The following is a 6,000-nucleotide window of genomic DNA, read 5'->3' on the forward strand; positions in this document are numbered from 1 at the left end:
TCTTCCCCTCGCCTTACCTTGGGGCAGCGGTAGGCATACCGCTCGTACGGCTTGTCATGTCTGAATTCCGAGCTGCCCGACACGAGGTGACCTTGTTACTCCCCCGAAGACCCGTCGGCCGGTTGACCGTCGTCGCCACGGTCCTCGCCACCGCGGCGGCCATCGCCGCCGGACCCGCGCGGGCCACCCCCGATGAGTTACCGTCGGCCGGTCCCGCCCGGCCGTCGCTGGTGCAGCCGATCGACCCGCAGCAGTGGCGCAACCCCGACGACATGACCTGGGCCGACTACCGTGCGGTCCCCGGAACGCGCTGGGCGGACCCCGACGTCGAGCCCACACAGCGCACCTTCAAGGGCGCGCTGGTGCTCCTGGACTATCCGGACGAGGAGTTCACGGTCAGCCGCCCCGCCGGATCCACTCTTTTCGGCAATCCGCAGGCCAGTGCCTCCGATATCCCCCGCGACCGCCTCCCGCGCTTCTACCAGGACTTCCTCAACACACCGGGGCCGCTGAACAACGGTCACACCATCAACGAGTACTGGATGGAGGACTCCGGCGGCCGCATCGGTGTCGATCTGACCGCCTTCGGTGTGTACCGCATGCCGGGCAAGTCCTATCAGTACGGCGTCGAGGACTCGATGAACCCGGGCGCCTGCCCGGCCGGGGACACCTGCGACAAGGACATCCGGGCCGACGGCAAGGCCGCCTGGGTGGCCGATGTCGGCGCCGGCAAGGCGAACTCGTTCGACTTCGTCTTCTATCTCACGGCCGGGCAGGACGAGTCCTCCACCTGGCAGGAGTTCGGCCAGATGAAGTTCCCGAGCGCGGCGGGCATACCGGCCGCCTGGGGGCCGCCGGCCACCGCGGGCGACAACTCCGCCCGGACCCGCTACGTACCGTGGACGTCCTGGCAGTCAGCCGCCCGTATCTGGCCCAACGCCGCCGACGGGTCGTCGGTGCAGGCCGAGAGCTCCGGGATGGCCGTGTACGCCCATGAGTTCAGCCATATCCTGGGCATCGGGGACAACTACAACAACCCCTACGGCACCCCCCTCAGCCGTTCGTACACCGGTATCTGGGGCATGCTCTCCCGTGGTTCGTTCAACGGCCCCGGCGGGCCGCACACCCGCTGGCAGATACCCGCCACCGCCGGTGGCTCGATGGGCTCCCAGCATGTGCTGCGCGACAAGCTGAAGCTCGGCATCGTCGACGAGAAGAACGTCCTGCGGCTGGACCGCGACGCGCTGAAGAGCTCCGGCCTCGTCGTCGCCCGGGTCACCGCACGCTCGGCGCCACCGGGTGAGAAGGGGCTCTCCGGGGTCAATATCGCCCTGGGCCGCGATCTCTCGCCGTCCTGCGACAACGCCACCGACCCGCTGTGCGACGGCGGCGGCTACGACAACTACACCGTCGAGATCGTCGACCGCATGGGCATGGACTCGTTCACCCCGGATCACGGGGTGCTGCTCACCAAGACGAAGAACAAGGACCGGGCCCCGTTCGCCTGGGTGGTCGACGCGCACCCCGAGGACATCGACCTGGTGGACTTCCGGCGCCCCGACGGCACCGCCCAGAAGATCACCATGGGCGACTACCGGCAGCTCAGCGATGCGCTCTTCCACGCCGGAGCCGACTCCGGCAGCCAGTACGAGTACGTCGACCGGGCCAATCGGCTGCACTTCTATGTGCTCGGCCTCGAGCGCGACCGGTCCGGAGTGCTCTCGTACACCATCGCCGTGAAGTCCCTCGACGGCGCGGGACCGCAGCGCCGCGGAGTGGCCCTCCACCGCGGCGGGGCCAAGGGGGACGCCGCCCGCTCCCGGGCCGTGTGCACCTATCGCCTCGACAACACCGGAGGCGCTACGGGCAACCGGCGCGAAGCGGCGGCCACTTCGGTGGACTCGGATGTCTACCGGCTGTCGGCGAAGGCCGTGGGCCGGGGCTGGTCCGCGTGGCTGCCCAACCGTCTCGCCACCGCCAGGGCCGGTGGATCGGTGGATGTCGAGGTGGCCGTGGCCGCGAAGAAGGACGCCACGCGGCAGGGGGCGGTCGTGCTCACCGCCCGCTCCGAAAGCGATCCGCACCGCACCGCCAAGGCGCTGTGCCGACTGTCGAGCCACCGCTAACGGTAAGGAGATGGGTGACGGCCCGCCGACATGCGGCGGGCCGTCCCTGCTCTGCGACTCGTCGGTGCTCGGTGGCCCTACTCCGTCTTCTCGGCCGCGGTCTGGATCGGCACCCGGAGAGTGTCGGGCCCACAGCCGGCCGTACCGGCGATGATCCGCGCCGCGCCCTTGGTGAGGGGCACCAGGCTCTGCTCGTCCACCTTGTCCGGGGTGTCCCTCGGATCGAAGATGTACATGGGCGTGGTGATCAGTTGCACCAGCGGCACACCCGTGTAGTAGAAGTAGGCGCCGTCGGTGGCCGGGTTCGGCGCGAAGGCGGTCGGCGACAGGATCCATGAGCGGCGCAGGTCCTCCGCCGCGAGGGACTCGGCCACCAGTTGCTCCAGCTCCGGCGCCTGGGTGGTGAACCACCAGCGCACCTCGGGGTCGTCGGTGGGCACCACCTCCCCGTCGACCACCACCGCCTGGCGTGCCGCGTGTTCCAGATGCATTTCGAGGACGACCTGGGGAAACAACTCGGGATGCGCCGCGATGAATGCCTGTGTGCCCGCGGCGCCCGCCATATGGCCGGACGTCAGCACGAACAGCATGTTGTGCGGTCGCAGCTCCTGGGGCACCGACGCCCAGAACTTGGCCTGTGCCAGGACGAGCGCGACCCCGGAAGCGTCCTCCACGGCGGACGCCCAGGGGCCGTCGTGGTGTGAGCCGATGATCACCCAGTGGTCGGAGGCGCCGGGCAGCGTGCCCACCACATTGTGGGTGGTCTCCTCGGTGATGGTGGCGTCGGAGACGATCCGGCCCTCGCACTCCCCCGACGCCATCAGCTCGCGGACCCGCTGCCCGTCCTGGCCGCTCAGCCAGATACCGGGGATGGGGCGCCGTTCGGCGTCATAGGGCCAGTAGAAGTCGCTGGTCTCCCAGGGCAGTCCGGTGAGCAGGCCGACATAGGCCGTGGCACCGTCCTTGGCGGCGATGTCGAAGTCCAGCACATGGGGAAGGTCGAACGGCACGGTCTGGACGAGGTCGGGGAACACGCCCTCGGGGTCGTAGGAAGCGGTGGCCCGGGCCTGCACCTCGGTCTGCGGCAGCCGCGTGAAGCCGATCTCCTGGACCGCGATGGAGCCCCGCACCTCCCCGTCCTCCATCCGCACCAGCCGGCCCTCGGTGCCCTCGGTCGGGGCGGTGTACGGCAGGGCGAGTCCCTCGAAGCGGATGACCTCGTCGGGGCGGCCGGTGGGCCAGATCTCGAAGGCGGCGGACCGCGGCCGCCAGATGGGCGTGTCCAGCGGCTCCAGTCGCACATCCGCCAGCCCGGTCTCCCGGAACTGCTCCGCGGCCCACTCCTCGGTCCAGCCGTCGGCCGGATAGCCCGCCCGGCGAATGCCCTGGCCGACGATCAGTTCGATCCAGGCCATCATCTCCTTCGACGTGGGTGCCCGATCGAGGTACTTCTCCAGCGCCGGCCAGCCGCTCATCGTCATCCTCCTCATCGCCACGGTCCGGATTCATGCTCGACGGGCGGGCTAAAGCTGGGCTAACGCGATCCCAGTGCGCCCCTTTTCGCGGGTCCCTCCCTTTCCGTATCGGTTCGTAGCAATCGGTTCGTATCAGGGAGGAGGCCAAGCCGGGCGTTAGACCCACTTTGGTGGCGGCGCAAATGATGGTCGCCGTATCCGGACTGGCCGCCTGGCAGGTGGCTGAGCCGCAGGTCAGCGCCCGATTGACGGTTGGGAGTCGAGTGTGCGCACCGAGAAGTCAGAGGAACGGGAACCGGATGGCACGGCCCGGCGGAGGAAGTGGATCCGGCGCGTCCCGGCCGGTGTCGTGGGTGTGGCCGCCGTGAGCCTGATCGCGCTCACGGTCTCCCCGGTGAACGCCGAGCCCGATACCAGAGCCAAACCGCCGCGCGACAGGAATCCACTGCCCGCTCCCCCGCAGATCCGCGATCTCGACTTTCTGCTCGGCTCCTACACCTGCGACTACACCCCTCCGCCGGGTGGCACGGCGGCGGTGCTGAAGCTCACCACCAAGCGGGCGATGGGGGGGCATTACCTCTACACGGACGCCACCCTCGAACCCGGAAACGTGGTCGGCCGTTCGACCTTCGGCTGGAATCCCGTCGACGGGAAATTCATCAACCAGTACCACGACAACTGGGGTTCCTCCGGAAACTACGCCTCGTCCGGCTGGAAGGACGGCCACCTGATATTCAAGGGTCCCCTCACCCAAGTGATCACACCGAATGCCACGGGACAGACATCGGGCGTGAAGCTGGACCTCATGGATGACTACCAGGTGCTCGGCCGAGGGCATTTCAAGAACTCCACGAATTTCACCTTCCCCGACGGAAGTATTTTGCACGGCAGTTACGACTGCCGCCGCCAATAGTGTTCAGCGTTCCGGACCGAGGGAAGTGGGGGTGGCCGACCATGGCGAGCGATGAAGAGAAGCTGCTCGACTATCTGAAGCGGGTGACGGCGGATCTCCGTCAGACCCAGCGCCGTCTCAAGGATGTCGAGTCCGCGGGGCATGAGCCGGTCGCGATCGTGGGAATGTCCTGCCGCTTTCCCGGAGGCGTAAGGTCCCCCGAAGAACTGTGGGAACTGGTCGCCACCGAGCGGGACGCCATCTCGGAACTCCCCACCGACCGCAATTGGGATCTGGAGAATCTCTTCCATCCCGATCCGGACCATCCGGGGACGAGTTATACGCGCGAGGGCGGCTTCATCGACGACCCCGCGGGGTTCGACGCCACGTTCTTCGGCATCAGCCCCCGTGAGGCACTCGGGATGGCCCCGCAGCAGCGGCTGGCCCTGGAGGCGTCCTGGGAGGCCATCGAGCACGCCGGGGTCGACCCGGAGTCGCTGCGGGGCAGCCGGACCGGCACCTTCATCGGCTGCGACCACCTCGACTACTGCTCCGACGCCTCCCAGGTGCCCGAGGGCTCGGCCGGCTACTTCACCATCGGCAACTCCGCGAGTGTGGTGTCCGGCCGGGTGGCGTACACCCTCGGCCTGGAGGGCGCCGCGGTGACGGTGGACACCGCGTGCTCCTCGTCCCTTGTCGCCATGCATCTGGCGTGCCAGGCGATCCGGCAGGGCGAATGCGATATGGCGCTGGCCGGCGGCGTGGCCGTAATGTCCTCGACGGCGCCGTTCATCGGCTTCAGCGAGCTGCGAGGGCTCGCCCCGGACGGCAGGTCCAAGGCGTTCTCGGCGAACAGCGACGGCATGACCCTGGCCGAGGGCGTGGGCGTCCTGCTGCTGGAGCGGCTGTCGGACGCGCGCCGCAACGGCCACCAGGTGCTGGCCGTGATCCGGGGCACGGCGGTCAACCAGGACGGCGCCAGCAACGGCCTCACCGCACCGAACGGGCCCTCGCAGCAGCGCGTGATCCGGCAGGCGCTCGCCAACGCCCGGCTGTCACCGTCCGAGGTGGACGCGGTCGAGGCGCATGGCACGGGCACGACGCTGGGTGACCCGATCGAGGCCCAGGCGCTGCTGGCCACGTACGGGCAGGAGCGGGACGAGGGACGTCCGCTGTGGCTGGGGTCCATCAAGTCCAACATCGGGCATGCCCAGATGGCGGCGGGTGCGGCCGGTGTCATCAAGATGGTGATGGCGATGCGGCGTGAGGTGCTGCCGGCCTCGCTGCACATCGACGAACCGACACCCCATGTGGACTGGAGCGCGGGCGATGTCCATCTGCTGACCGAGGCGCGGGAGTGGCCGCGGGGCGAGCATCCGCGCCGGGCGGGAGTCTCCTCGTTCGGCATCAGCGGGACGAACGCCCATCTGATCCTGGAGCAGGCCCCTGAGGAGGCCGCGACGGCGCTCGGGGAGCTCGGGGCGGAGCCGGTTGCGGGTGAGCTGGT

Annotated in this window: 4 protein-coding genes; 3 read left to right on the plus strand and 1 reads right to left on the minus strand. The window is 69.0% G+C overall.

What is annotated here, in order from left to right; translation table 11 throughout:
- Window positions 1-86 precede the first annotated feature (86 nt).
- Window positions 87-2,126, plus strand: coding sequence for a M6 family metalloprotease domain-containing protein (locus KN815_RS15760; RefSeq protein WP_253209004.1), 2,040 nt, complete (start codon window positions 87-89; stop codon window positions 2,124-2,126).
- A 77-nt stretch (window positions 2,127-2,203) separates the two neighbouring features.
- Here the strand turns inward: KN815_RS15760 and KN815_RS15765 are convergent, their stop codons facing one another.
- Window positions 2,204-3,601: a M28 family metallopeptidase gene (locus KN815_RS15765; RefSeq protein WP_216342568.1), complete on the minus strand. Its 1,398-nt coding sequence runs from the start codon at window positions 3,599-3,601 to the stop codon at window positions 2,204-2,206.
- A 265-nt stretch (window positions 3,602-3,866) separates the two neighbouring features.
- Here KN815_RS15765 and KN815_RS15770 point away from each other — a divergent pair, with 265 nt between their 5' ends.
- Complete coding sequence (locus tag KN815_RS15770) at window positions 3,867-4,514, plus strand: hypothetical protein (protein ID WP_216342569.1); 648 nt, start codon at window positions 3,867-3,869, stop codon at window positions 4,512-4,514.
- A gap of 41 nt (window positions 4,515-4,555) precedes the next feature.
- On the plus strand, window positions 4,556-6,000 hold a 1,445-nt coding region (locus tag KN815_RS15775), incomplete at its 3' end, for a type I polyketide synthase (RefSeq protein WP_216342570.1).

The organism is Streptomyces niphimycinicus (assembly GCF_018883605.1).
In the GTDB taxonomy this organism is placed as follows: domain Bacteria; phylum Actinomycetota; class Actinomycetes; order Streptomycetales; family Streptomycetaceae; genus Streptomyces; species Streptomyces niphimycinicus.